Source organism: Streptomyces sp. NPDC048639, from assembly GCF_043199075.1.
Lineage (GTDB): Bacteria > Actinomycetota > Actinomycetes > Streptomycetales > Streptomycetaceae > Streptomyces.
This window is the reverse complement of the sequence record NZ_JBICVP010000014.1, coordinates 26,597-52,775: the sequence shown is the minus strand read 5'-3', so window position 1 is coordinate 52,775 and position 26,179 is coordinate 26,597. Positions and strand designations below refer to the sequence as shown.

Genomic DNA, 26,179 nt, shown 5'->3' with positions numbered 1-26,179 from the left:
GCACTTGTGATCACCCCGTCTCGGCAGGTCCTTATGGTCAGTGAGTTGTGAGCGAATTCTCTTCCTTCGCCAGCGGGCCCAGGACCAGTGCCACAGCCGGGTGGCGAGCAGACCGAGCCGTCATGACTCCACCGCTGCTCGGAGAGCGGAATGCGGGGTCTCGGCCGCCGCGCTGCAGCACCCGCAGGGTGAGGCGCAGATCGTAAGGGCCCGGTGGGACCCAGCAGCGGACCGGCATGCTAGGAGCCGGGCGGTTCAGAACCTCGAGGATCTCGTTCGGCTGTACGGTTCGGTTCCTCCGTCTCAGCGCAGTTGCTCGGCCAGTCCGACGATGATGCCCTCCGGGCCGCGGAGGTAGCACAGCAGATAGCTGTCCTCGAACCGGGCGATCTCGCCGAGGACTTCGGCGCCGTGAGGGCGCAGGCGGGCAACGGTGTCCTCGATGTCGTCGACGGCGAACATGACGCGGTGCGTGCCCAGAATGTTGTGCGGCCGGTTGCGCGGCCCGGCGCTGATCACCGCGGGGCTGCGGTACTTCGCCAGCTCGAGCCGGCTGTGACCGTCCGGGGTCCGGACCATCGCGATGTCACAGTGGACGCCGTCGAGTCCGGTGCACTGGTCGGCGACGAGGCCCTCGACCTCCGCCCTGCCCTCCAGCTCCATACCGAGTTCGACGAAGAACGCGATGGCGGCATCCAAGTCCTCGACGACGATGCCGACGTTGTCCATCCGCTGAATCGCCATGCTGGTTTCTCCTTCTTCCTCGTGCGGCCGGTGGTCGCCGCTGATGTCCCTGGGACGGAGCCGGTGGCACGTTCTCGACATCCGCAGACCGCCGGACTCCGAAGAATCTGGATCGCGCCTCAGCACCCCTACAGCAGACCCCGCGAGCCAGGCGTCACCACCGAGGATGAGTGCGGCGCAGGTGGCCGCTCCCATGAAGACGATTCAGCCCCAGCGTGCCGTCCCCGCTTTCAATGCACCGTCGACGATTCGCAGCATGCGCGCTTGAGCATTGCGGGACAGCACCGCGGTAGTTGCCAGGGCAGCTCCAGGATGCTGGCTGATCGTTACGTCAGCTCGTCGGAGCGGCCGGCTTCGATGCGGGACCACTGGGCGATGGGGCGTCCGTTCGTACGCCAGACCTCGGGGTTCTTAGCGTCACCCCAGGGCTGGGGCCAGCCGTCGGGGGAGTCCTCCCATGCCTCCTGGCGTCCGTAGACGGTCATGTCCAGCAGCCCGTGGGTGGGGGCCATGATCTCGACGCCGCGGCCGCCGGTGTAGTACGTCTCGAACACCCGATCGCCATCGCGGACGTAGCACACGAGGTGGTGACGCTGCCAGTCACGGCCCTCCAGCAGCTGCGCCGCCGTCTTCTCGACCGAGTACCACGGCATGTCCAACCCCAGGAAGTTCCGGTAGCGGACGCTGGCCTCGTACGGGCCCTTGCAGAGCGTGGCGTACGTGACGTCGCGGGAATGGATGTAGGACAGCTCGCGGACCTGGCAGTTGAAGAACGTGCAGCCCTCGCACTGCTCCGCGGCGGGCCGACCGGGCCACCAGGCGTGGAAGTACGCGATCAGCTGCCTGCGGCCCTCGAAGACGTCGAGGATCGTGACCGGCCCCTCAGGACCGATCACCTCGATGGTGGCGTCGACCTCCACCATCGGCAGCCGCCGCCGCGCCGCCGCGATCGCGTCCCCCTCGCGGGTGTGCGCCTTCTCCCGTGCCAACAGTGCGTCCCGCGCCTCCTGCCAGGTCTTTCTGTCCACCACAGGCGGGAGCGCCGGGCTGGATCCGTGGTCGTTCATGATCGCCTCCATGCGTTCGTTGCAGTTTTGCCCACCGCGCTGACCACCGTGTGCGGTGGAATGAGCTTTGGGCGGGCTACCTGCGGTTCTACGCGTGAACATTCCCGAGTGAGTTGATCACCACCTGTCTCCGGAACCCATCAACAACGCTGTTCCTAGAGGTGAATGAAGCCAATCGGGTATGCCGCCTTGCGGTCCGCGCTCATGCACATAGCGCCGGACGCCGGGGTCGACCAGCTGGTGTTCGCGGCAATGATCCGTCGGTCTTCACTGCACTATTCCTCTGAACGTGTCCTGCACGACGAACAACTGGGGCGCATGACCCGCGGCGACGTCCGCATCACCGACCTCTCCGAACCGCACGCCTAGAGGCGGTTGCGGTCGCGGTGGCGCGCCACCGCGGCGTTGTTCGCGCAGCGGACGGTGCAGTAGGCGCGTCGACCGTTGCGTGAGGTGTCGACGAAGGCCAGGTCGCAGCGGCGGCAGCGCCCGAGGCGGTCGGGGCCGGACCCGCACACGACGTAGGCGAGACCGCCGGCGGTTCGTGCCTGGATACGGGCGGCGGCATCGGCGTCCGGGGCGTCGTAATGCATGTGCGGATGGCCGTCGTGCAGGGAGATGTGGGGCGATGTGCAGCCCGCGGCCAGCAGTGCGTTGACGGCCCGACAGCGGGCTGCGAGGGCCTGCGGGCCGAAGCAGGGGGCAAGCCGTTCGCTCCAGGCTTCCACAGCGGCCACCTGCGGGCGGGTCAGGTGCGAGGCCACCACATGATGGGCGTCGAGCAGGGGTTTCAGCGTGACGGGCGTGAACGGGGCGGGCAGATTGACGAGCCCGGCCGCCAGAAGCGCGGCCTCGACGCCGTAATGGTTGAACTGCATAAGGCCATGACATCAGGGTTGACCGTGCGCCGCGCAAGCTGCTGTACGGGACAGCGTCACCGGAGGTGTGTCCGTCCCCAGAGAGTTGCGGTTCGGAAGGCGCGCCGGATTCCCCTTTCGGCCCTACCTGGAGCAGCACATGTCACTGGTGACCCTTGAAGACGTTCGTGAGGCCCAAAGGAGAATCCAGGGCATTGCGGTGCGTACGCCGTTGCTGCCCTGCGCGTGGGCCTCGGACGGCGAGCGGTCGCTCGTGCTGAAGCCCGAGAACCTGCAACGCACGGGTGCTTTCAAGATCCGCGGTGCCTACAACCGCCTGTCCGCGCTGTCGTCTCGCGAGCGCGCCCGGGGAGTGATCGCCCAGTCCAGCGGCAACCACGGGCAGGCACTGGCCTGTGCGGCGCGGATCCTGGGCGTCACGGCGACGGTGGTCATGCCGGACACGGCGCCGGCGGTGAAGATCGAGGCGACTCGCGCGCAGGGAGCCGAGGTCGTGCTCGTAGCTCCCGAGGACCGCGAGAAGGTCACCGGGGAGCTGGCGGAGGAGCGGGGACATGTGGTGGTGCCCCCGTTCGATGACCCCTACGTCATTGCAGGGCAGGGCACCGTGGGCCTGGAGATCGCTGAGGACGCGGCGGCACTGGGACTGGAGTTGGACACGGTCCTGGTGCCCGTCAGCGGTGGCGGTCTGATCTCCGGCATCGCGGCAGCGATGAAGCTCGAGAGACCGGGGATCCGGATCATCGGCGTGGAACCGGAACTGGCCGCGGACGCCCGGGAGAGTCTCCACAGCGGAGAGCGGGTCAGCTGGCCCGCCGCCGAGACGGGCCGGACGATCGCCGACGGCCTGCGCATCAGCTCGCTGGGCGTACTGCCCTTTGCCCACATCCAGGCCTACGTGGACGACATCATCACGGTCCGCGAAGGCGACATCCGGGCCGCGGTGGCGGTACTCGCCGGGCAGGCGCACCTGATCGCCGAGCCCTCCGGCGCCGTCGCGTTGGCGGCCTATCTGTACCAGCAGGACGCCCTGCCACCCGGCCGCGTGCATGCCTGCGTGATCAGCGGCGGCAACATCGATCCCGCACTGCTGGCGGACCTGCTCACGCACTGATCCCCGCTTGAGCTGCCGGTCGGGACCCGGGCCCAGGGCCGCGCCCACGACGCGTGAGGATCTCGTGTGCGGCCGGCACTCGGCCGGCGAGAGGCGCGGGTAGTGCGCGACCGCAGACCCGAGGACCAGCCCGTTCTCGTCCAGGACGTCGGCGATGGTCAGGCGGCTGCGGGACCGGAATCCGGAGGCGACCGCCCCGTGAGCCGCGTCGCTCCCGGTCCATGCGAGGAGCTCCCCGTCCAGACGGCCCCGGGCTCCTACCTGCCCGAGCGTGCCGCGAACGGCCCGGTTCAGCGAGGCCCGGGCCCCACCTAACATTGGCGCCCGCTCCTGAGCGACGCTCCCCACTCCGCAGAGGCCAGACCCTCCGGCCGTCCCCACACCTCCGGCCCGGGCCGTGCCGCTACCTCATCCGGCGGGCAACTCCTGCGATATCCAGCCCTCGGTGTTCCGATGGCGGCCCAGTCCCACGGTGGCGATCTCGTCCTTGTCGGGTTCCGCCACCACTCCCAGTCTCCGCAGGCCCCGTGAGACCGGGCTGTCGGAGGGGCCGATGACAACGCCTTCCCATACGTCGAGGGGGCCGAGTACGACGGTTCCGTCAGACCAGACAACGACTCCTTGCGATCCGCCACCGGGGTAGAGGTGGGCTTCGACGTAGGCCACGGGTCCGGCGGCTGACCAGCGTGCAAGCCGTTTGTCGAACCCGATCGGAAGCCTCGAGAACTCCCAACAGGTGCGGGGCGCATTCCTGATGTCCCTCAGGGAATCGAAGAGGCTGTCCGTCATCGGCATCAGCGACAGGCCCTGGCCGAGAGGAACGACCCGGGCGGCACGTACGTGTCTCGAGGCGCCGCGAAGCAGCTCGTCCCTGGCGATCACCGCGGCCAGTGCGAATTCCATTCCCACGTCCCCTCCGCCGGCGGAAGTCCCCTCTTGTCGCACGCTGATGCTCAATCGCGCCTGGGCGCTCATGCGATTCGCGGTCGCCGGCCGCGAGCACGCGCTCGCCGCCACCCGGGTGCGTGACTACGCCGACGATCCCGGCGGACTCATCGCCGACCTCCGCGTCTCCAAGGTCCGGCCGCGCCACCGGCACGGTGTCGCCTGCGTGGAAAATGCGGTCAGGCGGGCTGCCACAGTTCGATCCGATTGCCTTCGGGATCGGTGACCCAGCCGAATCGACCAACGCCTTCCATGTCCTGCGCTTCTTCGGTTACGTCCGCTCCCTTGGCGCGCAGTTGTGCGAGCATCGCGTCCAGGTCGCGGACTCGGAAGTTGAGCATGGTGTGCTGGGCGCGGGTCCCGAAGTAGTCGGTGTCCGTGTCGAAGGTCGAGAACACCGTCGGCCCGGTTTCCTGACGCCACAGGCCGTGTTCGTCGACGTCTAGGCCCAGGCAGTCGCGATACCAGGTGCTCAGGGCGGCCGGGTCGGCAGCTCGCATGAAGTATCCACCGATTCCAAGTACACGTTCCATTTGGCAAATCTTGGAAGATGGCCCCTTCCTCCCGAGTGAGTATTTTCCACTCAATTCGCACCGTGCCGCGGCTTGTTGGCAGGTCAGTCGGAGGAACGCAATCCTGATGCAGCGCTTTCGGCAGCACGAACGCGATCCTGCACGCGGACGGTGTCTTCTCGGGGAGTGCCGAGGGAGCAGTCCTGGGCCTTGCTGGAGGAGTTCACCGCCGAGTTCATCGACTCCGTGCGCGACGGCAAGGCCGACGCGTTCCGCAAGCCCACCGCGGCATGGACTTCGCCAACCGCATCAAGAACGGCTGAGATGAGCCTTCCCGCGGGGCCTACGGGGTCTGAGCCGAGCCGATACAGGCTCCTCAAGCGTCCCGGGGTGAACGGGGAGTACCAGCATGCCCCGGTTAGGGCTGTAGAGCCCTCACGAGCCGTCAGAGGCTCATCCAGGTAACGCAGACGGGCAGGGCTGCGTTGTCTCACTGGCGTCGATGGTGCAGCCCTGAGCGCGTTCCTCTGACCTGTGATGCTGCAGGAGCTGGGATCACGGTTGTCGAGTAATCGACCTGCTGATGGGAACGAGTTGAAGAAGAAATCGCTTTGACCTGCGGTGTCGCAGGTTATGAGAAACGCCTTCATTCTTGCTGAGACGATCTAGAGAGGTTGTCTCACGTGGCAAGTTTCGCGAGCTTCTTGTAGCAGGTCAGGGCGGCGGCCATTGCCAGGCCTCGGCTCTGCCAGTCGTTGCGGACCACGTACGGGATCTTGAGACCACGAGCGGCCCATGGCAGGCTCATGCCGCATGATCGATGAGTTCGCGAAAAACAACCTGCACGGGAGACTGCGGCGGGACCGCGAGGCGCTGCTCTGGAAACTCGACGGCTTGTCCGAATACGACGCCCGCCGGCCTTTGACAGCGACCGGGACCAACCTCCTCGGCCTGGTCAAACACGTGGCCACCGTCGAGGCCAGGTACTTCGGCGAGGTCTTCGACCGCCCTTCCCCGCAACCGCTGCCTCGGTGGCAGGACTCCAACGGCAGCGATCTGTGGGCGACCGAGGACGAGACCCGCGATCAGATCATCGCGTTCTACCGGCGCACGTGGGAACACTCGGACGCGACGATCAACGAGCTTCCTCTTGACGCCCCCGGCCACGTGCCGTGGTGGACGGAGCCTCATTCCAACACGAACCTGTTCGCTATCATGACCCATGTCCTCAGCGAGTCCATCCGGCATGCCGGACATGCCGACATCCTGCGCGAGGGACTCGACGGCCGGACCGGGATGCGCGCCGAACACGAGCAGCAGATCGACGAGGAAGCCCGTGCCGCCTACTGCGCGAAGATCGAGCAGGCCGCCAGGTCGGCCGCACCGATCAAGGCTTAGAGGTTGTCTCACGTGACTTGATGTTCGTGCGGCATGATGCCGGTCGTGGGTGCTGATCCATCGAAGCGTCTGGTTCCTGATGAACTCTGGGAGCCGGCCGCCCCGTTGCTGCCGCCGTTCGCTGCTCGTCCGCAAGGTGGTGGGACCGCTCCGTGTGACGAGCGGGCCGTGTTCACGGCAGTGGTGTACGCGCTGACCAGCGGCCGTGCCTGGCGGCATCTGCCGCCGATGTTCGGCACGTCGCCCGCCACCCGCCGGGGACCACGGCGGCGCCGACCCGTCAAACTCCGCGCGGACAAGGCGTACTTCTCCGCCTTCTCCGCCGAACACCTGGCCTGGCTGCGCGAGCGCGGGCTCGTCGCGCGCATCGCGCGGCCGGCATCGAGTCCGGCGAACGCCTCGGTCGGCACCGCTGGAAGATCGAGCGGTCGATCGCTTGGCTCTTCGGCTACCGCCGCCTCACCGTCCGATACGAACGAAAGGGCTCGCACTTCCTCGCCTTCCTCGGTCTGGCCGCCGTCCTGACCTGCTACAAGAAGCTCGCGAAACTTGCCACGTGAGACACCCTCCAAAGCGAGTCCGTAGGAGACTGGTGCTCGAGCGCATTGGGGCGAGGCGCCCGTAACGCCGCCCGTCTCTGCCTCGGGCGTGCCGGTGGCCGCGGTGGCTCGGGCGCTGAGCGCCAAAGTCCACCGCGGCCGTAACGCCGAAGTCCCTCCGGGTCGTTCGTCGCCGCGCAGTGGTGCGATTGCCGCGGGTCAGGCGGGGCTCACCGGCCGTACCCTCCCTCGGGCAGTCGCCGCAACTGGAACTCGTCGCTGCGCGTTCCGCTCAGCAGCAGGTCCAGCCGCCCGGTCAGCACGTACGGGCCGCCGGGGCTGGCGGCCAGCGTGGTGGGAGCAGGGTCCGGCCACGGCACGGAACGCACTTCCCGCGTGCTGGACCAGCCGTCCGTGGAGCCGAGTTCGATCACCCGGTTCTTGCTGGTGTTGTCGATGGCGTAGAGGGTTCCGGTCCGGGACAGCAGCAAGCCGTCCGGACTCCCGATGGGCGCGCTCAGATCCACACGCCGGAACTTCCGCGGCTGGTCGAGCGGGATTCTGACGAGGGCTCCCTCGGCTGACATCGCGCCGATGAGGTAGCCGTCGGGGTGCAGGACGACGCCGTTCAGGCCGAAGCCCTCGGTGGTTCCGGCGAGCCGGTCGTCTTGGACCAGGACCGACGCGTGCCCGTGCGGCGTCACCTTGTAGATGGCACCGCTGAGGGAGTCGGTGACGTACGCGTTGCCGGCTCGGTCGACAGCGATGTCGTTCGCGAAGTGCTGGCGCCCCGGAAGCAGCCGTCCCAGGTCGACGTAGTGCAGGCGGCGGCCGCTGTTGAGGTCGTAGATGCCCAGGCCCGCGAGGCGGTTCTCGGTGTCCGGGGTGCTCCGGTCGGCCACCCCCAGGTCGGCGTTGGTCACCAGGACGCGTCCGCGCCGCTGGTCCACGGTCAGGCCCATGGTGGTGACGAGCTTCGGGTCGTCGACCAGGGTGCGGGCGGAGCCGTACGGGGTGACCAGCGACACGGTGCCGTGCGTGACGGACCCGACGAGGAACGCGTCGCGCCGGGCGTCGTAGGCCACGCCCTCCGGGTGCAGGGAGGGGGCCGAGCCGTGGATCACGTCCGGGTGCCGGGAGGACCGTGCGTCCGGCGCCGCGGCGGCGGCGGCGGCCGGGGAGCCCGTCGCGGGGGCCGCAGTCGCCGGGGACACGACTCCGGCGATGGTGGCCGCTAAGAGGACCCCCACCGTCCGCCTGCTCCAGGCTCGTTGACGCTGGGACGTGTGGATCACGCGCATCCGATCTCCTTTGTAGACGTCCTCGATAAGAGCGCGTTTCTCACCGCGCCGTTCCCGCCCCACCGGAAGCGACGCCGGACCAGGCGCAGGACGCGATGCCGGGAACCCGGGGAACCTGGGGCGCCCGGTGCGCCGCACGCGGCTCGCCGACGCCGCGCAGCGGTCGTCCAAGGCCAAGAAGCCGGCGGCTCAGTCCGGCGTGCGCCGGAGTTGACCGGATACCTCGACGCGGCACCTCAGCGCAGTTGCTCGGCCAGTCCGACGATGATGCCCTCCAGGCCGCGGAGGTAGCACAGCAGATAGCTGTCCTCGAACCGGGCGATCTCGCCGACGAGTTCGGCGTCGTGAGGGCACAGGCGGGCAACGGTGTCCTCGATGTCGTCGACGGCGAACATGACGCGGTGCGTGCCCAACCGCTGAGGCAGAACGGGCTGGTCTTGCAGTGGGCCGTATGGGGGATTGAGCGCCTCGGTCTCGTGTCCGTGTGAAGGCGAGTCGCCTTGACCGTGATGTACGCGAATCGAGACCGCCCCCGGGACGCAAGGTGCAGGTACAGAGGATCGCGACGGCTACCTTCGTGGTTCTGGCGATGGGGGCCTGGCAGCGCTCGGCTCAGGGTCGGCGTATGCCGATGGACCAGGCGCGACTGCGTCGGGCGGGTCGGCAGTAGGTAATGAGTTGTTCCAGCAGAACTCCGCCCAGGAAGGGCGGCAGAACAATCACTGCTACCACCCCGAGTGCAGCGAGATTTCCTTGTTGGTCACGGTCAAGTCAGCTCTCCGGCGTAGCGTCCCTCTGTACGCCTACCTGCGCTGGCGCAACGCAACGCTTGCCACACGGCACCTGCGCCCACTGCGACGGTCCGCCCCTGACGTGGGTCTGCGAACGCGCCGGCGGACCGCCACAGTGAACGTGCCCACCGCCCAACCTCCTTGGGTCGATCTCCTGCCGAAGATCTCAGTCAACGAAGCGGGTCGGTTTAGCCCCCGCAGCTCGGCAGGCGTGCGGGGCCCGATGTAACGGGGCGCGTGGGGAGTCATCTCATTTGGTGAGTCTGGGGTAGCAGATGAGGTGCAGACGATGCTGGTGAAGGCGAGGTAGTGCTCGGCTTTGCGTTCGTAGCGTCGGTGGAGGCGTCGGCTGCCGGTGAGTCACCTCGACCAGACGCTCATTCAACAACCGGAAAACGGGCGTCACGTGAGCCGGGTATCGCGGCCGAGCCCAACTCGTCCAGGCCGTACCGCCCTTCGGCCCTGACGCACCCTCACCCCACCGTGAGGTGGTGCGTAACTGCGTGTGCGGTCGCCGATAGGGGCGCCCTCACGTAGGCATCGGCGTCCATGACATTCGGAAAATCGCATGAGATGTGAAGTCCTTTGGGTACTACGCCGTGTGCTCCTTGGTTGTTCGCGTTCCGAGGCGTAGCCCACGATTGGCTCAATCGAATTCTGTTACGTCTGTGCGCAATTAGTGTTCCAATGCAAAGCAGGTCAACCCACTGATCCGAGAAAGAGGACGGTATGCATAAGAGGGTGCGGCTTGGAGTTGCGGCGGTCGTTGCCATTGTCTCCGCGGGTGTGGGCATGTCTTCTGCCCATGCGGACGACAGGCACAAGGACTCCGTGCCGATCACGATCTACGGGGACAACAACACTGTCGTATACGGCGACCACAACAGCATTGCCGGGCGCGACAATCTGGTCGGTTCCGGGCACACCGCAGGCACCGGCCACGACGTGGGCGGCCCGGGCGCTGAGGACCCTGGTACCCCGGCGCGGCCGTACGGACGGGTCGTCAGCCCTGCAGGAATCAACCTGCGGGAGCGGCCGACGACCAACTCGGAGGTGCGTGGGACGCTCGCCTACGGGGACGAGGTCGGGCTGAGCTGCAAGGTCCACGGCCAGAGCATTGATGGCAACGACCTCTGGTACCGGCTCAGGGATCGCACCGTCTGGGCTGCGGCCCGGTACGTTCAGAACTTCGGCGACGTCCCCTTCTGCCCCTCCCAGCCGGCGCTTTCACCGGCAGACCTCCAGCCCGTGGAGCAGGACTGGAACTCGACCGAGCCGCTGGGCTGACCCCGGATCGGATCCGCGCTTCCGCCGCTGATTTCGGTTCAACCCGGTTGCTGCGGAAGGGTGGGGGCGACGGCCTCTGTGGTGGGTGAACCATGCCCCTTCACGGCGGCCGGCGCCTCCACCCGGCGGAATGGCGAAACCAGGCGAGGGCGGGCGTGACGTGGGCCCGCAGCGTCAAACGAGTGGGCAACTCGTAGACGGGAAATTCTTCGTGGCGCCACCGTCGTAAAGGCGCGCGCAGTGGGATTGTCGGCGTGCTCCTGCCGGTACGGCTTCCCCGTCCCCGCCCTCCGGGCCGCCTCAGCCGTTGCATCGCTGAGCGCCCTGCCCACCCCCACGCCCTCTGGCGGGGGATGAGGAGGGCGAGTCGGGTGCGGGCCTGCGGCCGGCGCGGTCTGCACCGTTCTCCAGTCGTCGGCGCAGCGCGGCCAGGGACCGGTGGCTCATCGACTTCACCGCTCCGGGGGAGACGCCCATGGTCCTGGCGATCTCCGCTTCCGACAGCCCTGCCCAGTACCGCAGGACCAGGATCTCCTTCTGGCGGGGAGCCAGCCGGTGCAGGGCCGCCAGCAGTTCGCGGTGCTCGATGCCCAGCAGGACCTCGTCCTCCGCCGAGGGGGCGTGATGCTCTCGCTCCGGGCGCAACGCGTTGGCCACTCGGCGTCGCCTGATCACCGAGCGGGCTTTGTTGACCACGGCTCGTCGCATGTAGGGCGCCATGCTGGTGGCGTCGTGCAGTGACTGCCGTCTGCGCCACGCGGCCGCGAAGGCGTCGTGGACGACGTCCTCGGCCGTCGGCAGGTCGCCCACCGGCAACGCGGCCAGCCGTACGAGGGGAAGCCGATGGGCCCGGTAGAGGTGACGCAGCGGGGCGCCCGGTTCCTGGGACCCGGACATCGGTGGCACCTCGCCCGTGCGCGCGGCGTCCTGGTCCGCCCGAAGGGGGTGGCTCAGCTCGGCCGACATGGGGGAGAGGTGCTCAAGTGGCGGTCACGACCACACCATACGCAGTTTAGTTCCATACTTTAACGATATGGAGTCCGGGTTGCCCTTTGTCGAGCGCTCCGCGCCGACAGGCAGGGCACGGTGGGAAATTGAGTAGTGGGCCCGTCGAGCCTGATCCCGCCCCGTGAAACGTGGCGCTCCGAAGATCCGCTCGTGGTCCGTCCACAGGAATCCCATCGATGCACGTCGGGAGCGGTCCGAGCCGCCCCGGTGCTCCCTCGCCATCTCCAGGGGCTCTACGGGAGCGGAGCGGGCATCGGTTCCCTGTCGCGAGCCCGCAGGCGGCGCCCGCCCGGGAGCTCCGCCGGCGGTGTCGCGGACGCTGTGCCCGAACGGTCGGCGGCCGGTGGAGCCTTGGTGAAGGACTCGGTCGGCCACCAACCAAGAGCCACGGGGTTCGGTCCTGCCTACGTGATTGGTCATGCCCCACAACACGGAAGGGCCTGACGTGGAGACCGAACGAACCGAGAGGAAGAAACCCCCATGCGACGTCGAGCCGGCATCATCACCGCGGGCACTGTCCTTCTGGCGGCTGTGAGCCTCACCGCCTGCGGGCCCGAGGACGGCAAGGCAGCGGACAGCGGAAAGAGCTCCTCCTCGTCCGCCTCGTCGGAGGGCAAGACCGGCGGTCAGGGCGAGGAGAACGGCTCGAACCAGGACACCGGTTCGGGCAAGGAGAACGGCTCGGACGGTGGCTCCGGTGACTCCGAGGCGATCGACTCCTGCACCACCAAGAACACCGAGCTGGGCTTCGTTGTCGTCAAGCACGGCAGCGATCTGAAGGACGCCCAGTCCGAGCTGCGGCTCACCAACACCGGGTCCAACCCGTGCACCATCGTCGGTTTCTCGACATTGAACGCGAAGGACATCACCGGCAAGCCCGCCACCGTCAAAACCGACAACATGGACGCAAACAACGACGCCGTCGACCTGGCGCCGGGAAAGACTGCCGTGGCGACCGTCGAGTACCCGGACTTCGCCAACGACGGCACGGGCAGTGAGGAATGCCCCCTCGAGGCCCACGAGGTGGAGATCGCCCTGCCCAAGGACGAAAGCCGCACTGTTGAGGTCACGCGAGAGGGCGGCGAGATGGCGTCCTTCATGGTCTGCGCACCGGACAAGGTGAAGTTCGGCGCGTTCAGCAGCTGAACCCCCAGCGCGTCCCGGGCCCCGGGCCGGGGCGCGCCGATCGCCCGCATGCCGCGCCGCTGCGCTGCCCCCGGGTCGGTTCTTGGCGAGGCTGGAGTATCCCTGGCTCAGGCCTCGGGAGGCCGCCCGCCCTAGCGTTTGCGGCCGAGGGGGATGCTCGTGGATCTGCGGGATGCGTGCACGCACTGGGAGGACGAGCGGCACCGGAGTTCTACGTTCGTCGGCTGCGGATGCGACTGCGAGTCCTGCGAGGGGGCCGAGAGCGTGTCGCAGGAACTCGACAGGCTCGGTGCGCCGCGCGTGGGTGAGCAGCGGCGGATCGTTCGACCTGATGTCCAGGGCAACGGTCAGATCGGCATCGTGATCAGCCGTCACCTCATGGACGCCGCCGATGCCGAGGAGACAGAGTCCGAGGAAGGCATCTGGGTCGCTCTCGCCCTTCCGCCGCTGAACCTCCGCTCACCCCACAGGCGACGGAAGAAGGAGCCCCGGCCACGCGAGTGGCTGGGTCACATCACCTGGACCGCTCCGGTCTGAATCCACCGGTCGTCCCGGTTGCGTTCGGCCCGACGGGCGCGCCCGCGGGGCGACCCTGCAAGCGGCCGGTGACCTGTACGACACCGGCAGCGCGGATTACAAGACGGTGGACCGGCCTGAGCCGCCCCTGAACGTCGCGGAGGGCACCGCGCCGGCGGCCAAGCGCTGATCCGCTGCCCGACCTTGGCGGACGCGCCGACGTCCGAGCGCACGCCGGGACCGGATGCACCGGTCCCGGCGTGCGCATCGGTCACCGGACGCAGCCCGCGGATCCGTAGGGCGGGCCGACCCGCGAAACCGGCGGCTGGTTCCCTCAACGGGAGAGGACGCCGTCGTGGAGCGGCTCGCACCAGGATGACCGGCACCGGCGACGCCTTGTGCACCCCCTGTTCGCAGCGCGGCGAACGCCGGGCGATCACCACAGCATGAGCCGGGGGATCGCGCGCCGGGGGCACGGCCTGGCACCCGGCCAGGTCATCGGCGTCCCGGCAGAGCCCTCTGGCCGCTGACCGCGTCGATCGCCTGCGCGGTGCTGTTCGTCTTCGTCGTGAACACAGCCCGCTGCGCTGCCCCGCTCCGCGTACCGCCCGCGCATGCGCGCACCCGATCATGTGACGCAGGTCACTTCGCCCTGTCTGTAACATCGCGCGCCTCGGGAGCGTGCTCATGACGAGAAGGGTTTCAACCAGCGACGGGGAGCGGGGCCAAGAGGCAATGTCGAACGAAGCGGAGTTCGACGCCTTCTACGCCGCCACGGCCAAACGATTGGTCGCCACGGTCTACGCGATGACCGGCGACTTGGCCGAGGCCGAGGATGCGGTGCAGGAGGCGTACGTACGGGCCTGGCAGAGGTGGGCCCGGCTGTCGGAAGAAGGAGATCCGCTGCCGTGGGTGCGCACAGTGGCGTCCCGGCTCGCCATCAGCACCTGGCGGCGTACGGGCACCCGCCTGCGTGCTCAACTGCGGCACGGACAGGCGCCCGACGTCCCGGGGCTCTCCGAGGACCGGGTGGCCCTGGTGGCTGCGCTGCGTGAACTCAACCCCGACCAGCGGCGGGCGGTGGTGCTGTACCACTTGCTCGACCTGTCGGTGGAGGACGTGGCACGTGAGACGCGCTCGACGAGCGGTGCGGTCAGGACCCGGCTCAGCAGGGCGCGCAAACAGCTCGGCGAACACTTGACGAAGATCGACACGTACGACGAGGGGGCCATCGCTCATGGTTGAGGTGGAGGAGCTGCTGGACGGCGTCCCGGTGCGGCTTGCTCCCGCTGAGGCCGTACGGGCTCGGGGCGAGCGCCGCCGGGCACGGCGGCGGCTGGCCGGGGCAGCGGTGGCGGTGGTTGCCGCGGCGGCAGTGGGAATCGGCTCGTGGACGCAGCTGGCCGACGACTCGCGTCGCCCGGCCGAGGACTCGCGTGACACCCCGGTGGTCGCGGCCGGGCCGAACCCGTTCGTCAAGGACGGGGTGGTCCAGGGGATGAAGCCCTCGCAGCTGCCGATGAACGCGACCATGCACTGGAAGGTGGCCGAGGAGGAGGGCCGCGACGGGCGAACGCTTCCGCAAGTGGGCCTGTACGAGGTCTGCAAGTGGCGTGGCGGTGTCTCCGACCCGGCCGAGTTCTACTTCCAGCAGTTCGACGGCAAGGACAAGGCGAAGGCCCGGTACCGCGTCAGCAGGTACCCGAATGTCAAGGCCGCCGGCGAGGTGATGCGGGCGCTGAGGGAAACCCTGAGCGACTGCGGCCTCACCAAGGTCGACGACGGCCGCTACCAGGGCCGGGCAGGGCACAACGGCCCGTGGCTCGAACTCACCGTGCGGCAGTGGAAGGCCTGGATCGGCGTGGTCGAAACGCAGTACACGACCTGAGACCCGGCACCGACAGCGCATCAGGAGAGCAAGCACATGAGCACAACTCTCGCCCGCGGAATCTCTTCTACGGCCGTCGCCGGAGCCCTCGCTCTGGGGATCCTGGCAGGGACCGCGGCCTGCACCGCTCTCACGGGAGCGGAGAGCGGTGGCGCGGCGGCGTCCCCGCCGGGGAAACCGAAGGATCCTGCGAGCCTGGACCTGCGGCACCGGCAGCAGGTGAAGCTGGTCAGATCCGCTCTCGGCTCGAAGAGCGTGGCGTTCCCCTCCGAAGCCGTGGATCTGGGCTTCACTGCCGGGGCCATGCAGGAACGTCCCTTCGGCGCGGTCTACAGCCGTCACATAGAGCCCGGCCAGTCCGTGGAGGTCGACGTCGCCTGCGTCGGCCATGGGAGGGTCACGCTGCGCATGGCATCCGGCGAGCATGCCCGCACCACATCCGTGCCCTGTCCGCGCGGCCGGCCGCAGACCGTGCCGGTCACCTTCGAGGCGAAGGACGGGAGCGTACGAGCGGAGGTCTCGGCAACCGGCGAGGACGGCGCAATGGGCGTGGCAGTCCGCGCACTGCACGAACTTGGGCCCGACGAAGCCGAGGAACGCGCACTCGCCGCACGGGCGAGAGCCGTCCTCCCGCCCCTGCGCGGCGGCTCATCCTCCTCCGAAGCCGCCTTCGTCCCCAGCGATCAGGGAGGCATCGCCGAGGAGCTCTCCGACCCTGAATCCACGCGCTACACAGCTCACGTCGCCTGCGTGGGTTCGGGCGCGGTGACGATCTCCTCGACCTCCGGCGACACCCGGCACCACCGGCGTATCCCCTGCACGTCACAGCCGCGGCGATATGACTTCCCGTTCACCAGGACGGGATCGCCGACCCGCTTCGAGCTCGACAGCGCCGACAGGAAGACGACGGCCACCGCGGTCTACGTCCTCGATCGCCACCGTTGACCCCACATCCTGAAACGCCGTGATCCGCCCGCTAAGTGGACCGGCGACCCGCCCCCCACAGGAAGATGCGACATGTCACGACCCATTTCGTGGGCCGGTGATAGGCGGCCAGCTCCTTCCGTATGAAGGCGACCAGCCAACGGTGCTTGTGGCCGAACTCGAGTCGATCGACCCAGGGCCCGCCCTTTCCGGACTCAGCTGCACGGAAGGTCAAAGGCCGTGCAGCGGCCACCCTGTTATGGATCGTGGAACGAGGGTTCGTCGGGGGCCCAGCAACACCCCTGTTGGCATGCCAGCCACCTTGGAAACGCCGGACCGGCCCGACAAGGCTGGTCCCATGACGATCAACGCCCGTAAGGCTCTCCTGGCAACCCTCTCCGTGACTGCGGTTGCCGCTGCCCTACCCGCAAACCTGGCATGCACAGCCAAGGACACCCATGCACCCGTTTCCCAACACACGGGTGCCACTGCTCCCGTGGCACCGCGCATGAAGTGGGCACCTTGTTCCCAACAGGGCGCTCTCCGCGGTCAAGAGTGCTCCACGCTGAAGGTCCCGCTCGACTACCGTCATCCGGATGGCCCGCAGGCTTCCCTTGCGGTGTCACGTCTTCGCAGTCAACAGCCCGACGAGCGTCGCGGGACGCTCCTGCTGATCCCCGGCGGCCCAGGTGACTCCGGGGTGGCGCTGTTGTCCGGGATGGGGACAGATCTGCGCAAGGAGATGGCGGGCGCCTACGACATCGTCAGCCTCGACCCTCGAGGGATGGGTGGCAGTACCAAGGCACGCTGCGGCCTCCCGGAAAGTGCCCGTCAGCAAATGGCTCTCAACGCATGGCCGGCGCCCGACGGCCGGATCGACGAGAACATCGCCCGGGCCAAGGAGGCTGCTGCTGCCTGTGCCCGCAACGGGGGCTCCGTGCTGCGAAGCTTCTCCACCGCGAACGAAGTGCGCGACATCGACCGCTTTCGGCAGGCACTGGGGGAAAGGCGGATCTCCGCCTTGGGAATCTCCTACGGGACCTACGTCGGCGCCGTATACGCGCAGAAGTACCCGCAGCGCACGGACCGATGGGTGCTGGACAGCAGTGTCGACCCGACACGCAGCCACCCGGGCTGGCTGGCGAACGCCGCCCCCGGAGTCGACGACCGGTTCGATGACTTCGCCGCATGGGCCACCGACCCGGCCCGCGAAGAGGCAGGGTTGCGGCTGGGCAGGAAAGCCGAGGGGATCCGGCCGTCCTTCCTCGCGATGGCAGAAAGGCTCGACAAACATCCCAGGAAGTCGACGGTCGACGGCATGCCGCTCACCGGCAACATCCTGCGGCAGGTGCTCTGGAAAGCGCTGTACGACAATTCCACGTTCCCGCAGGTTGCCAAGCTCATGCGGGCGGTTCAGCAGCCGGGCGGGACACCGGAGTTGCCGCCCCAGTTCACGCGCGCCATACCCGACGAGGCCGTGGCGTCGATCGCCGGTCCGATGTGCAACGACGCTCGCTGGCCGCACACGGCTGCCGCTTACCGTCGTGCCGTGGAAGCCGACCGGAGCCGATACCCCCTCACCGCCGGAATGCCGCGCAATGTGCTGCTTTGCGCCTTCTGGAAGAACCGGCCGGCAACGAAGCTCACCAAAATCACCGGTGATGGCCCGAAGAATGTGCTGATGATTCAGAATCGAAGCGACCCTTCAACGCCCTACTTCGGTGCGCTGAAAATGCGGAAGGCGCTCGGTGACCGTGCCCGCCTCGTCACCGTTGAGGCAGGCGGGCATGGTGCTTACCTCAGCAACGGAAATGCCTGTGGCGACCGCACGGTCACCGAGTTCCTGACCAAGGGCTCACGCCCGACGCGGGACATACGCTGCGCCGGCTGACCCCTGCAAACGCGCTCAGGCGCACACACCGCAGGAAGAGCAGCGTTCTGCGGCCACCGGCGGGGAGGCCTCCTGGCCCAGCCATCACTCGACGCCTCCCCGTCGTTGGCCGGGTCACGGCCGAATGAACACCCCATCAGGAACAGGGCAACCACAGTGCCTCAGCACTGGTGCGAGTCGGCGTCTACCGGCAGGAGCCGGTAGGCCCCCTCGTGGGGGAGAGCACGCGAACAGTCCGCTGTGTCGTCCAACCGGCCCGTTCGCCGCCGATGTCATCTCCACCAGCCCTGGAACAGACCCAGTTCCGCCTCACCGATATCCGTGGTGTTGATCTGCGGGGCTGGATGCGGCGGGCCAGCGGGTGTCGTTGTGGCGGAGTGCGTGGGACAGCTGCTGGCGGGTGCTGACTCCCAGCTTGGCGTAGGCGTGTTGAAGGTGGTTGTCGACGGTGCGGTTCGAGAGGTGGAGCGTTGCGGCGATGGTCTTGCTGGGGGTGCCGGAGGCGGCGAGGTGAGCGATCTCGCGCTCGCGGCGGGTGAGGCGGGCGGTGGCCTGAGGCGCAGCGAGCAAGGGAGTACGGGCGCCGGGGCAGCGGGCGGCCTCGGCTTGCGCGTGGAGGGTGGCGGCGGTGGCTCGGCGGGTGTCACCAGTGCGCTGCCATGTGGCGGCGGCTGTGGTGGCAACTTCGGCGGCGAGCAGGTGGGCGCCGAGGGCATGGAGTTCTTGTGAGGCGGTAAGGAGTCGTTCGGGGTCGTCGGCGGCCAGGGCGGCGGCCAGGTGAGCGCGGGCGGGGGCGAAACCGCCGTCGCACTGATGCGCCAGTTCCTCGAGACGGCCGGTGACCTCCTGGGCTCCGCCCAGGCGTGCGACGTCGGTCAGCAACAGCATCTCGGAGGGCACATGGCCGGTCGTGCGGGCCTTGTCCGCTGCCCCGATGAGGATGTGGCGGGCGCGGGCGAGGTCGCCCTGGGCCGCGCACAGCCAGGCTTGGCCGAGGTCCTCCTCCCCGGCGCTATGCCCCATCGGAGGGTAGGCGGACATCTCAGCCAGCGCCTCCTGGGCTGCGCCGAGATCGCCCAGGACCACCGCGGCAGCAGCCAGCCCCGCCCACGCATCGAACAGCGGCGTGATGTGGTTGCGGGCGCGGGCCTCTGCGACGGCTTCGGCGTGCCAGCGGCGGGCGGCTGCGACGTCCCCGGCCAGCCATTCCACCCGCCCCAGGAAGTGCATCGCCCATGCGCGTGAAGCTATGTGGGCACTTGACATGGTCTCGGCGAGCACTCGTTCCGCGGTCTGGCGGGCTTCGGCCAGCCGACCGGCGTCTGCCAGCGAGAAGCTCACCGGGTTCAGCTGACCGACCGGGGCCGATCCGATTTGCTGCTCCTGTATCCGTAGATGGCACGCGTAGGCGTGCATACCCCAGGCAATGGCTTCGTCGGTGCGACCGAGGTATGCCAGCCCGCCGGTGCGGCACATTGCGGCAAGGGCCCATGCGTCGGGATTCGGTGCCTGCTCAGGGTTGTCCTCCAGATCCCTGAGCAACTCCAGGCCCCTGGCGGGCTGACCGGAGACGGCGCGTATCGCCCCCTCGTTGATCGTCAGCATGCGCCGTGTCTCTGTGCCGGTCACCCGGCGCAGCGCTGCTTCGTTTACCCGGAGTGCGGGTTCGGTGCGGGCAGCGAACCAGAAGAGGTTCCAGGTGCGGGCCAGCGAAGCGGCGACCTGTTCGGGTTCGGCCTCGGCGCGGTCCTCCGCCTCGGCCAGCATGGAGTCCGCCGGCTCCCACCGGCCCAGCTGCGTCAGAGCCTCGCCGTGCAGCAGGCAACTGACCTGCGAGCGCTCACCCTGCGGTATCGCCTCCATCAGCTGAGCGACCTGAGGATAGTCGTGAACATGGCGGGCCAGGATCGCCGCCCTGACCAGCAGTGCCAGGTCGGCTGTGCCGGTGGCCGCCAGCTGCCAGAGCGCCAGGTGCATGGTGTCATCCCGACGCCCGGACCCGTGTGCGGAGACCCGTTCCACGTGCTCGAGCAGGAGGGCGCGTCGTCGCAATTCCGGAAGACTTGCCCGGAGCGTTTCCCCGTAGAGCGGATGGGCCAGCACGAGAGCACTGCGACGGCGGTCCCTCACGACCTGGACCAGCCCGGACTCCTCCAACACGGCCAGATCCTGGAGACCGCACATGGACTCGGCGTCGGCCAGCGACACCGGCTCGCACAGGGCCAGCAGCCGAAGTACATCGCGTGTTGCGTCGGGTGCTGAATCCAGACGCCGGGCGATCAGCTCCGACAGCCGCGGTGTGCCCGGCAGCGCGCCCTCCCTCAGCTCCCAGATCTCCCCGTCACTGACCAGCGTCCCAGCCTCGAGCGCGCCATGGACCAGCTCGCTCAGATACAGCGCGTTACCACCTGACGCCTCGAACAGACGGTGCACCGTGCGCTGTCCCACCGAGCCACCCAGGCCGGCCCGTAGCAACCACTCGGTCTCCCACGGGTCGAACGCGTCCAGGTCCACCCGGTGCACCCCATTCCCCCACGCCAAAGCCTCCACCGCGTCACTGACCGGCTCACCGCTGCGCACTGTGGCGATGAGCCGCACCACCCCGGCTCCGGTCAGCTGCTGCAGCAACACCGCCGATGCTCCATCCAACAGATGCAGATCATCGACCAGCACCGCCCACCGCTGGTTTCCCTTCGGTCCCCTCATCGCCGATGTCACCGCCGCGAACACGTTCACCGGATCCGAAAGGTCCGTCCCCGCCGGGACCAGCTGCGCCACCGCCCCCAGCGGCACTTTCGCCGCCGCCGAGCTCGCCGTGACCCTCGCGCACCGCACCCCACCGTCGGCCACGGCTCGGCGCAAGAACTCCTCAGCCAGCCGCGACTTGCCGACCCCCGCAGCCCCGAACACCACCACCGCCCTGTCCTGCCACTCCGCCCACACCCGCCCGAAAGCCTCCAGTTCCCCCTCACGCCCCACCAAAGGCCACCCTCGATCGCGCTTCTCCGAAGCCACCGCAACCTCCCACGCGCAAAGGGACAGGCACCCCACACTGCAGCCGATGCGCAGACCGCCCAATTCCTCATAATACCGACATGCGCCTAGGTGCCCGGCGGCCTCGGGAGCCGGGCACCTGGCGGTTGCGGACGCGGTGCGCCAGGGCGGAACGGTCGCTTTGATGCCGAGTCTTCACAGGCAGGCTCGGTTGAGGCGGGGTGCCGCAGGCTTCGCCGGCCCGCACCCGGTCCGGTCCTCTGCAAGGTCGCCCGCGTCTGATCCTGGCACCTGGATCGCGCCACAGGGCCGGCTCGTACTGCAGAACCGTTTCGCTATTCAGCGGTCATCAATACCGACGCCGCTCGTCACAATGAGCCACCACCGCGCCTGCGCCGCTCGTCAGTGCGTCAGCCTCCAATCCTGGGTTCACTACGGCTGCCGCATCAGAGGGCGGCAGTCCGTCCTCCCGTCATGCCGCCGGGAGCTCACCGCTCGCCCGCCTCAGCGCGCTCGACGTACGTAACCGTCCTACGCGTCGGCCGGATCCACGCGTTCTGCGGGGCCTGGAGCCAGATCTCGTGGACCGGTCCCAAGCGACCCTCACGTCCGCGACCGCACGCGGATCGGTCCCGTCCCGACGGCTCGGGTCACTCGTCGTACGTGAAGAATCCAGCCTGCGCCGGACTTCGGGTCTCAAGCAGACCTGCACCATCACCCCGCGATGCCGGCGTCATGGTGCAGGCGGGCAACGCGCACGGTCCGTCGGTGATGGCGCTTCCCGTCTCCAAGACCTACCGAGCGTGCTACGCCGTGGCCACTCCATGGGGATGAGCGGTGGCCTCCCGCCCTGCCGGTGCGGCTCTTCTCCTCGATCACATCACGGAGTTGGGAGCGGGCGGTGACACCGAGCATCGGGAAGGACCGGTACAGATGCGAACCTACGGCCGTCGGCGATAGCTGTAACCGCTCCCCGATGTGACGCTTGGCCAAGCCGATAGCGGCCAGAGGATCTGATTCCTGCTGCGGCGTCAGATCCGGGGAGTCCGTCCGTGGCCTCGGCGGCCTCACGGACCGGCGGCACGCACTGGCCCAGCGCGCGTGTGGCCCCCGGGGTTGTGCTGGGCGGCTGGTGTTCATGGTGTCGTCAGGTTGGTTGAAGAGTGCTGTCGTTTCCCGGATGGGATGGATGGCGCTTGCGGGCGGAGGATGGCGGTTCCGGGGCCGGGGGGGGAGTTGGGGTCCCGTCGACTGTGCCCAGGGAAACACCCCCGCGATGGTCACGCTGACGTACCGGGAAATCCTCCTCATGGAGGCGGAGAGGAACTCGGCTGATGCGACGCAGAGCCCTTTTCGATCAAGGATCGGATTACCCAAAGTCACTTCTGCCGGATAAGCGGTACGGGCATAACATGGTGAGTGGGTCGGTGCACTCTCACGTGCAACCCGCCCGGAAGGGCGGCCTCGGTGTGTATACACCGAGGCCGTTGCATGTCGGTGCGAAGGCAGGCAAAGAGCGGAGTGCTGGCGCGTATGGCGGCGGCACTCGGCGCCCGCATCGAGGCGACCTTCTCGGGCGATGCCCGGTTCGACAGGGTGCGGTACGAGAGGCTCCGCAGAGGGGACCGCTAGCCTGCAGCGGCGCTGTAAGCATGGATAGCGCGGTGTTCGGCGCGCCGGTGACAATGGAGTTCGCGGCCAGAGAGCTGTCGAGTCCGGCCGGTCGACGGTGAGGCCTCGGCGGAGCTTGGTACCGATCCGGTTCGGGCACGAAACGCCTCGCCCCGGCGAAGCAAGTGTCGTAGCGGGGCGGCTCTGTGGAGCCTGTGCGACCGCCGGCGGCGAGTAGTAGGCGGCGACCGTCTCGTAGGTCCACAGCTCTCTGCCGTCCATGGTGGTTCCGGCGGGGAAGTCGGCTCGGCGCCGCTTGTGTTGGCGCATCAGCTCCGGCTTACGTCGATTCCTTCCGCGGCCAGGCGCCGTGAGATCTGCCGGCGGCAGCAACTCCGGCCTCTCGACGGCCGCGACTGCTCCACATCGGCGCCAGGTCCACCGGCGCCAACTGCTGCCCGTAGACGCCCTCGAGTGCTTCCGCCAGTACCGGCAGTGACGCGTAGGTGGCGTAGAAGGGTGGCAGGCCCGGAGCCGTGCCACCGGGCGAGCTGTACGGCGTTGGTGGTGGACCGCACGCGAAGGTTCCACAATTCCGGATCGTCCTGGAGCGAACACACCGCCACCGCCGGCCCCTTGTGCCCCGCGTCGTGCCATGCCTTCACCGTCTGGGTAAGGAGGTCCAGGGTGGGCACCAGGACCAGGGTCCGCCCGCCTGGCACCAGGGGTTTCGCCGACGCGCCAGCGATCAGGGCCTTTCCCGTGGCGCACGCGGCGTGCGCCTGCCCGCTCAGCCCGTCCACGGAACCATCAGTGGTCGACGACGCTCTGCGTCGTGCGATCGAGGGCGGAGCGACTGCGTTGCTGCGAGGAAACGCCATGATGGAGTCATGCCGACTCAGCCTGTGCTTGTCTTCGATGGAGATTGCGGTTTCTGCACCACTTCAGTGAGGTTCGCTGAGCAACGCATTCGGCCCCGTTGCGAGGTCGTCCCTTGGCAGTTTGCGGACCTGCAGACGCTCGGCGTCACCCAAGAACGAGCCGAGCATGAGGTGCTGTGGGTGACTCCGGCGGGAACAGTGCACGGAGGTGCCCAGGCCGTTGCCAAGGTGCTTCTGAGCGCAGGGCGGGGATGGTCGCTGGTGGGTGCGTTGCTCATGCTGCCTCCCGCGCGGTGGGCCGCCCACGGTGTCTACCGGCTGGTGGCGAACAATCGTCACCGCATGCCGGGAGGGACAGCGGCATGCGCTCTGCCCAACCATCGAACGCAAGGACCGTAGCCAGTGGCGGGCGGGTTCAGCCGGCGGGGCGGGCTCCCCTGTCCAGAAGGTGGGAGGGCATCGCCTTGTCGCCGACGCCGGTGCCGTTGGAGGGCTGCTTCGTCAAAACGCCATGATCTCCTCGGCCGAGGCACTTCCGCGGGCCGCCACCTCCACGCCGTTCCTGCGCATCCAGTCGACGACCGTCGCGTTCCGGACCTGCTCCAAGAGCTTCTGCAGGTACTGGAGGACCGCGTCGTGGTCGGTCAGGGAGCAGAGCCCGGACCCTCCTACACCGAAGAATCCTCCAGCGCTCTGGCGTTGATGCCTCCTCGCGCCCTGCCGTAGCCCCTTGCTGTTCTCGCACCTCTCCACTCGGAACTACGAGCAGAAGGTTGAACTGGACCAGGCCCCGTTTGCTCGGCCGACCTTGTCGTACGAAAGGTGGAGGTGGACTCCGTGCGCGGTCGGCGCTGTTTACCGGCTGTCCGTCTTCTTCTCGCCGACAGCGACCGCTGTGCTGGGCTGCTGCATCGCAGGTCCCTCGTTGGGCGCGTCCGCGCCGACGTTGCCGTGGTCCTGGGTGTCTGCGCTTGCGATCCGGTTCGGCAGCTTCGCCGCGACGACGATCGTCACCACGGCGAGGGCGGCCGCGATGCCAAAGGCCAGCTTCATCCCGCTCACCTGAGCGGGCACCGCGGCCACGCCGTCGGCGACCAGGTGGCTGGTGCGCGTGGACATCACGGTCACCACAAGCGCGGTCCCGAACGCTGCAGCGACTTGCTGCAACGTCCCGAGCATCGAGCTGCCGTGCGAGTACAGGTGCGGGGGAAGCCCGCCCATGCCGAGCGTGAAGACCGGGGTGAACGTCGCCGCAAGGCTGACCATCAGCAGTGCGTGCAATCCCAGCACCTGCCAGAACGGCATCGTCATGGAGACCTGGGTGAAACCGCCGAGGGCGAGCACCATGCCGATCGAGCCGGGCAGCACCAGTGGCCGACTGCCGAACCGGTCAAAGATCTTGCCGATGGTCGGTCCCAGCAGGCCCATGACCAGACCGCCCGGCATCATCAGCATGCCGGTCTCCAGCGGGGTGAGTCCGCGCAAGTTCTGCAGGTACAGCGGCAGCAGGATCATCGACCCGAGCATCGCGAGGAACCCGATGGACATGAGGACCAGGGACAGGGTGTAGGTCCGGTGCCCGAGGGTCCGCAGGTCCATCAGAGGCGCACCCGTGCGCTGCAGCTTGAGTTGGCGGATCACGAAAACCGCGATGGCCGCGGACCCGGCGACGACGATGCCGATGGGGGTGCCGACCCCGCCGTCACTCTCCCCGAAGAGACTCAGGCCGTACACCAGACCGCCGAAGCCGAGCGCCGCCAGGCCGACGCTGGGCCAGTCGATCGAGCTCACCTGCTGCTCGCTGATGTTCTCGACCTTGCGCAGGCCGAACAAGGTCACCAGCGCCGCGATCGGCAGGACAGCCACGAACAGCAGCCGCCAGGACCCGACCTGCAGGATCAGTCCGGACACGGCAGGTCCGAGCGCGGGCGCCACCGAGATCGCCAGGGTGACGTTGCCCATCACCCGGCCGCGGTCATGCTCGGGCACCACGATCATCAACGTGGTCATCAGCAGGGGCATCATCACGGCCGTCCCCGCCGCCTGCACGACCCGCCCAAGGAGAAGCACCTCGAAGGTCGGCGCGACGGCTGACAGGGCAGTACCCGCGAGGAACACGCCCATCGCTATCGCGTAGGCCCGACGGGTGGTGACCCGCTGCAGGAACCAGCCGGTGATCGGAATCACAGCAGCCATGGTGAGCATGAACGCGGTGGACACCCACTGCGCCGACTGCTCGGTGATGCGCAACGAATCCATCAACCGCGGGATGGCGTTGATCATGATGGTCTCGTTGAGGATCACCACGAACGTGGCCAGTACCAGCAGCCGCACCACTGTCGGGGTACGGCCAGCCTGCACGGCCGGTCGTTCTGGGGTCGCAGCTGACATGGCAGCACCTCGCTGGGATGACGGGTCACAGTCGCCTCGCAGCAGGGCTGCCGACATGGACGTGGGTAATGGGCACCGATGAAGACCGGCATGCCAGGCGGAACTCATCGGTCGGCCCGAGTGTTTCGCATCGCAGCGCAGATCTCCCCCGAATTTCCTCTGCTCCAAGACGGTATCCGTCGTCCACTCCGACCCCGCAAGCGGGCCCGAACGCCAGCGCGGACGGTCCGTCCCCACCTGGTTCTGGGCGCGTGTCGGGGGGCCCTCGTGAGTGCGCCAGACCCCTGGGCTCTGCTCCGGGAACCGAGACGCAAGACCGAAAGGCGGCGTCCCTGTGGGCTGCAATCCATTCG

22 protein-coding genes and 3 pseudogenes are annotated in these 26,179 nt (G+C 68.2%); 13 read left to right on the top strand and 12 right to left on the bottom strand.

The features are described from left to right. Positions 1–303: 303 nt before the first annotated feature. On the bottom strand, positions 304–744 hold the full coding sequence (locus tag ACGFNH_RS30625) for a VOC family protein (RefSeq protein ID WP_393659296.1): 441 nt from the start codon (positions 742–744) through the stop codon (positions 304–306). 326 nt (positions 745–1,070) lie between these two features. Next, positions 1,071–1,811, bottom strand: a complete 741-nt coding sequence (locus ACGFNH_RS30620; protein WP_393659295.1) for a DUF899 family protein — start codon at positions 1,809–1,811, stop codon at positions 1,071–1,073. 204 nt (positions 1,812–2,015) lie between these two features. On the opposite strand from ACGFNH_RS30620, the gene ACGFNH_RS30615 reads away from it, so the two are divergent. Then, positions 2,016–2,180, top strand: a complete 165-nt coding sequence (locus ACGFNH_RS30615; protein ID WP_393659294.1) for a hypothetical protein — start codon at positions 2,016–2,018, stop codon at positions 2,178–2,180. Here ACGFNH_RS30615 and ACGFNH_RS30610 read toward each other — a convergent pair. Next, complete coding sequence (locus ACGFNH_RS30610; RefSeq protein WP_393659293.1) at positions 2,177–2,689, bottom strand: CGNR zinc finger domain-containing protein; 513 nt, start codon at positions 2,687–2,689, stop codon at positions 2,177–2,179. The two genes, ACGFNH_RS30615 and ACGFNH_RS30610, sit on opposite strands and share 4 nt — an antisense overlap. Before the next feature lie 139 nt (positions 2,690–2,828). On the opposite strand from ACGFNH_RS30610, the gene ACGFNH_RS30605 reads away from it, so the two are divergent. Further along, a complete protein-coding gene (locus ACGFNH_RS30605) occupies positions 2,829–3,803 on the top strand; it encodes a threonine/serine dehydratase (protein WP_393659292.1) in 975 nt (324 codons plus the stop codon). 408 nt (positions 3,804–4,211) lie between these two features. Here the strand turns inward: ACGFNH_RS30605 and ACGFNH_RS30600 are convergent, their stop codons facing one another. The 3 genes from ACGFNH_RS30600 to ACGFNH_RS30590 all read right to left on the bottom strand — a co-directional run bounded on the left by ACGFNH_RS30600 (position 4,212) and on the right by ACGFNH_RS30590 (position 6,068). After that, positions 4,212–4,706, bottom strand: coding sequence for a hypothetical protein (locus tag ACGFNH_RS30600; RefSeq protein ID WP_393659290.1), 495 nt, complete (start codon positions 4,704–4,706; stop codon positions 4,212–4,214). 221 nt (positions 4,707–4,927) lie between these two features. Beyond that, positions 4,928–5,281, bottom strand: coding sequence for a VOC family protein (locus tag ACGFNH_RS30595; RefSeq protein ID WP_393659289.1), 354 nt, complete (start codon positions 5,279–5,281; stop codon positions 4,928–4,930). Between the two features lie 658 nt (positions 5,282–5,939). Further along, positions 5,940–6,068, bottom strand: coding sequence for a hypothetical protein (locus tag ACGFNH_RS30590; protein ID WP_257548903.1), 129 nt, complete (start codon positions 6,066–6,068; stop codon positions 5,940–5,942). 5 nt (positions 6,069–6,073) lie between these two features. On the opposite strand from ACGFNH_RS30590, the gene ACGFNH_RS30585 reads away from it, so the two are divergent. Further along, positions 6,074–6,658, top strand: coding sequence for a DinB family protein (locus ACGFNH_RS30585; RefSeq protein WP_393659287.1), 585 nt, complete (start codon positions 6,074–6,076; stop codon positions 6,656–6,658). A 36-nt stretch (positions 6,659–6,694) separates the two neighbouring features. Further along, positions 6,695–7,218, top strand: a pseudogene (locus ACGFNH_RS30580) (transposase). A 209-nt stretch (positions 7,219–7,427) separates the two neighbouring features. On the opposite strand, the gene ACGFNH_RS30575 reads toward ACGFNH_RS30580, so the two are convergent. The 3 genes and pseudogenes from ACGFNH_RS30575 to ACGFNH_RS30565 form a co-directional block, all read right to left on the bottom strand. Next, a complete protein-coding gene (locus ACGFNH_RS30575; RefSeq protein ID WP_393659285.1) occupies positions 7,428–8,492 on the bottom strand; it encodes an SMP-30/gluconolactonase/LRE family protein in 1,065 nt (354 codons plus the stop codon). Between the two features lie 242 nt (positions 8,493–8,734). Next, a pseudogene (locus ACGFNH_RS30570) lies at positions 8,735–8,911 on the bottom strand (VOC family protein); the annotation flags it as partial. 628 nt (positions 8,912–9,539) lie between these two features. After that, positions 9,540–9,649, bottom strand: a pseudogene (locus ACGFNH_RS30565) (IS5/IS1182 family transposase); the annotation flags it as partial. Positions 9,650–10,018: 369 nt separating this feature from the next. Here ACGFNH_RS30565 and ACGFNH_RS30560 point away from each other — a divergent pair. Next, on the top strand, positions 10,019–10,576 hold the full coding sequence (locus ACGFNH_RS30560) for an SH3 domain-containing protein (protein ID WP_393659283.1): 558 nt from the start codon (positions 10,019–10,021) through the stop codon (positions 10,574–10,576). A gap of 300 nt (positions 10,577–10,876) precedes the next feature. Here the strand turns inward: ACGFNH_RS30560 and ACGFNH_RS30555 are convergent, their stop codons facing one another. Beyond that, positions 10,877–11,473, bottom strand: a complete 597-nt coding sequence (locus ACGFNH_RS30555; RefSeq protein WP_393659281.1) for an RNA polymerase sigma factor — start codon at positions 11,471–11,473, stop codon at positions 10,877–10,879. 591 nt (positions 11,474–12,064) lie between these two features. Here ACGFNH_RS30555 and ACGFNH_RS30550 point away from each other — a divergent pair. The 6 genes from ACGFNH_RS30550 to ACGFNH_RS30525 all read left to right on the top strand — a co-directional run bounded on the left by ACGFNH_RS30550 (position 12,065) and on the right by ACGFNH_RS30525 (position 17,949). After that, the gene (locus ACGFNH_RS30550) at positions 12,065–12,730 is read left to right on the top strand and encodes a DUF4232 domain-containing protein (protein ID WP_393659279.1); all 666 of its coding nucleotides are present in this window, start codon (positions 12,065–12,067) and stop codon (positions 12,728–12,730) included. Between the two features lie 159 nt (positions 12,731–12,889). Then, on the top strand, positions 12,890–13,267 hold the full coding sequence (locus ACGFNH_RS30545) for a hypothetical protein (protein WP_393659277.1): 378 nt from the start codon (positions 12,890–12,892) through the stop codon (positions 13,265–13,267). 714 nt (positions 13,268–13,981) lie between these two features. Beyond that, a complete protein-coding gene (locus ACGFNH_RS30540) occupies positions 13,982–14,491 on the top strand; it encodes a SigE family RNA polymerase sigma factor (RefSeq protein ID WP_393659276.1) in 510 nt (169 codons plus the stop codon). Next, the gene (locus ACGFNH_RS30535) at positions 14,484–15,134 is read left to right on the top strand and encodes a hypothetical protein (RefSeq protein ID WP_393659274.1); all 651 of its coding nucleotides are present in this window, start codon (positions 14,484–14,486) and stop codon (positions 15,132–15,134) included. Before ACGFNH_RS30540 ends, ACGFNH_RS30535 begins: the two co-directional genes overlap by 8 nt. Positions 15,135–15,170: 36 nt before the next feature. Further along, positions 15,171–16,079, top strand: coding sequence for a hypothetical protein (locus tag ACGFNH_RS30530; protein ID WP_393659272.1), 909 nt, complete (start codon positions 15,171–15,173; stop codon positions 16,077–16,079). A 337-nt stretch (positions 16,080–16,416) separates the two neighbouring features. Then, on the top strand, positions 16,417–17,949 hold the full coding sequence (locus ACGFNH_RS30525; protein WP_393659270.1) for an alpha/beta hydrolase: 1,533 nt from the start codon (positions 16,417–16,419) through the stop codon (positions 17,947–17,949). Positions 17,950–18,258: 309 nt separating this feature from the next. Here ACGFNH_RS30525 and ACGFNH_RS30520 read toward each other — a convergent pair whose 3' ends face one another. Then, positions 18,259–20,964 carry a LuxR C-terminal-related transcriptional regulator gene (locus ACGFNH_RS30520; protein ID WP_393659268.1) on the bottom strand — a complete coding sequence of 902 codons (2,706 nt, stop codon included), beginning with the start codon at positions 20,962–20,964 and terminating at the stop codon, positions 18,259–18,261. A 1,470-nt stretch (positions 20,965–22,434) separates the two neighbouring features. On the opposite strand from ACGFNH_RS30520, the gene ACGFNH_RS30515 reads away from it, so the two are divergent. Then, positions 22,435–22,575, top strand: coding sequence for a hypothetical protein (locus ACGFNH_RS30515; RefSeq protein WP_393659267.1), 141 nt, complete (start codon positions 22,435–22,437; stop codon positions 22,573–22,575). 869 nt (positions 22,576–23,444) lie between these two features. Further along, positions 23,445–23,834: a thiol-disulfide oxidoreductase DCC family protein gene (locus ACGFNH_RS30510; RefSeq protein ID WP_393659265.1), complete on the top strand. Its 390-nt coding sequence runs from the start codon at positions 23,445–23,447 to the stop codon at positions 23,832–23,834. A gap of 456 nt (positions 23,835–24,290) precedes the next feature. Here ACGFNH_RS30510 and ACGFNH_RS30505 read toward each other — a convergent pair whose 3' ends face one another. Continuing rightward, entirely contained in the window at positions 24,291–25,826 is a 1,536-nt protein-coding gene (locus tag ACGFNH_RS30505; protein WP_393659263.1) for an MDR family MFS transporter, read from the bottom strand. Positions 25,827–26,179 lie beyond the last annotated feature (353 nt).

Excerpts from the sequence above, each read along its gene's own strand:
- ACGFNH_RS30525 (WP_393659270.1), top strand. The coding sequence starts at position 16,417 with ATGACGATCAACGCCCGTAAGGCTCTCCTGGCAACCCTCTCCGTGACT.
- ACGFNH_RS30595 (WP_393659289.1), bottom strand. The coding sequence starts at position 5,281 with ATGGAACGTGTACTTGGAATCGGTGGATACTTCATGCGAGCTGCCGAC.
- ACGFNH_RS30585 (WP_393659287.1), top strand. The coding sequence starts at position 6,074 with ATGATCGATGAGTTCGCGAAAAACAACCTGCACGGGAGACTGCGGCGG.
- ACGFNH_RS30505 (WP_393659263.1), bottom strand. The coding sequence starts at position 25,826 with ATGTCAGCTGCGACCCCAGAACGACCGGCCGTGCAGGCTGGCCGTACC.
- ACGFNH_RS30605 (WP_393659292.1), top strand. The coding sequence starts at position 2,829 with ATGTCACTGGTGACCCTTGAAGACGTTCGTGAGGCCCAAAGGAGAATC.
- ACGFNH_RS30535 (WP_393659274.1), top strand. The coding sequence starts at position 14,484 with ATGGTTGAGGTGGAGGAGCTGCTGGACGGCGTCCCGGTGCGGCTTGCT.
- ACGFNH_RS30540 (WP_393659276.1), top strand. The coding sequence starts at position 13,982 with ATGTCGAACGAAGCGGAGTTCGACGCCTTCTACGCCGCCACGGCCAAA.
- ACGFNH_RS30615 (WP_393659294.1), top strand. The coding sequence starts at position 2,016 with ATGCACATAGCGCCGGACGCCGGGGTCGACCAGCTGGTGTTCGCGGCA.
- ACGFNH_RS30515 (WP_393659267.1), top strand. The coding sequence starts at position 22,435 with ATGTCGGTGCGAAGGCAGGCAAAGAGCGGAGTGCTGGCGCGTATGGCG.
- ACGFNH_RS30610 (WP_393659293.1), bottom strand. The coding sequence starts at position 2,689 with ATGCAGTTCAACCATTACGGCGTCGAGGCCGCGCTTCTGGCGGCCGGG.
- ACGFNH_RS30590 (WP_257548903.1), bottom strand. The coding sequence starts at position 6,068 with ATGAGCCTGCCATGGGCCGCTCGTGGTCTCAAGATCCCGTACGTGGTC.
- ACGFNH_RS30510 (WP_393659265.1), top strand. The coding sequence starts at position 23,445 with ATGCCGACTCAGCCTGTGCTTGTCTTCGATGGAGATTGCGGTTTCTGC.
- ACGFNH_RS30620 (WP_393659295.1), bottom strand. The coding sequence starts at position 1,811 with ATGAACGACCACGGATCCAGCCCGGCGCTCCCGCCTGTGGTGGACAGA.
- ACGFNH_RS30550 (WP_393659279.1), top strand. The coding sequence starts at position 12,065 with ATGCGACGTCGAGCCGGCATCATCACCGCGGGCACTGTCCTTCTGGCG.
- ACGFNH_RS30625 (WP_393659296.1), bottom strand. The coding sequence starts at position 744 with ATGGCGATTCAGCGGATGGACAACGTCGGCATCGTCGTCGAGGACTTG.
- ACGFNH_RS30600 (WP_393659290.1), bottom strand. The coding sequence starts at position 4,706 with ATGGAATTCGCACTGGCCGCGGTGATCGCCAGGGACGAGCTGCTTCGC.
- ACGFNH_RS30530 (WP_393659272.1), top strand. The coding sequence starts at position 15,171 with ATGAGCACAACTCTCGCCCGCGGAATCTCTTCTACGGCCGTCGCCGGA.
- ACGFNH_RS30560 (WP_393659283.1), top strand. The coding sequence starts at position 10,019 with ATGCATAAGAGGGTGCGGCTTGGAGTTGCGGCGGTCGTTGCCATTGTC.
- ACGFNH_RS30555 (WP_393659281.1), bottom strand. The coding sequence starts at position 11,473 with ATGTCCGGGTCCCAGGAACCGGGCGCCCCGCTGCGTCACCTCTACCGG.